The 1,252-nt window shown below is 65.3% G+C and carries 2 pseudogenes and 1 other annotated feature; of the pseudogenes, one reads left to right on the top strand and one right to left on the bottom strand.

Annotated elements, in window-relative coordinates:
• Positions 1-218: pseudogene (locus tag G4G93_RS35365) on the top strand (IS30 family transposase); the annotation flags it as partial.
• 6 nt (positions 219-224) lie between these two features.
• On the opposite strand, the pseudogene G4G93_RS35360 reads toward G4G93_RS35365, so the two are convergent.
• Positions 225-1,156: pseudogene (locus tag G4G93_RS35360) on the bottom strand (IS3 family transposase); the annotation flags it as partial.
• Positions 759-875 (bottom strand) — a sequence feature (AL1L pseudoknot). Its footprint overlaps the pseudogene before it by 117 nt.
• Positions 1,157-1,252: the final 96 nt, after the last annotated feature.

Here is a 1,252-nt window from a genome sequence, read left to right as displayed (position 1 = left end):
GTCTGCAGGTGTACTTCTGCGATCCACGCTCACCCTGGCAGCGGGGGACGAACGAGAATACGAACGGGTTGCTGCGTCAATACTTCCCGAAAGGAACGGATCTGAGCGCTCACAGCGTGGACGATCTTGCTGCTGTGGCCGCGGCCCTCAACAGCAGACCGCGCAAGACGCTGAACTGGAAGACGCCGGCAGAGGCACTCGACGCTGTTCTCGCAACCGGGCAATTGCGAGCCGCGGTCCGAGTGGTGCACCAGCCCGCTGCCCTGGACAGGACGGCGCTCGTGCAATGCCTGCTCCAGAGCATCCAGAACGAAGCTTGCATGGGCCCTGCGTGAGGCCCGCCAGCCGACGATGCGCCGGGCGAACACATCGATGACGAAGGCCACATAGACGAAGCCCGACCACGTCGCCACGTAGGTGAAGTCGCTGACCCACAAGGCGTTCGGCCGGGGAGCCTTGAACTGACGGTTGACGCGGTCGAGGGGGCAGGCTGCGGCCGGGTCGGGGATCGTGGTGCGAACGGTCCTGCCACGCACCACCCCCGCCAAGCCCAATCGGCGCATCAGCCGTGCCACCGTGCATCGAGCAGTCACGATCCCTTCCCGGGCCAACTGCCGCCAGATCTTACGCACGCCGTAGACGCAGAAGTTGGCCTCGAACACGCGTTGGATCTCGATCATCAACGCCGCGTCGCTGCGAGCACGAGCCGGTTGCTTGTCCGGATCGGCACGTCGGGCGGCATGCACGTAGTAGGTTGACGGGGCGATCGGCAGCACCCTGCAGATCGGCTCGACCCCGTAGACCTCGCGATGATCGTCGATGAAACTGATCATGGCCGAGACCGGCGGTCGAGCTCGGCAAAAGCAAAATACGCCGACGCCTTGCGCAGGATCTCGTTGGCCTGGCGTAGCTCGCGAACCTCTCGCTCCAGCGCCTTGATCCGTTCGCGCTCGTCCGTCGTCTGGCCAGGACGCACGCCCTGATCCCGCTCGGACTGACGCACCCAGTTCCGCAGCGTCTCGCCCGAGCAGCCGATCTTCGCGGCAATCGACTGGATCGCCGACCACTGCGAGCCGTGCTCGCCCTCGTGGTCGCGCACCATCCGCACGGCACGCTCGCGCACCTCAGGCGAAAAAGGGGCTGTTCGCTTCGTCATGGCTCCATCCTCTCAGAAGTTGGAGCCTCCGGGAAACCCGGGGCGGTTCAGTCCTCTCAGAAGTTGGAGCCTCCGGGAAACCCGGGGCGGTTCAGT

The organism is Methylobacterium sp. DB0501 (assembly GCF_011043735.1).
Taxonomy (GTDB): domain Bacteria; phylum Pseudomonadota; class Alphaproteobacteria; order Rhizobiales; family Beijerinckiaceae; genus Methylobacterium; species Methylobacterium alsaeris.
The sequence above is the reverse complement of the archived record's forward strand: the minus strand, read 5'-3'. Positions and strand labels throughout refer to the sequence as shown.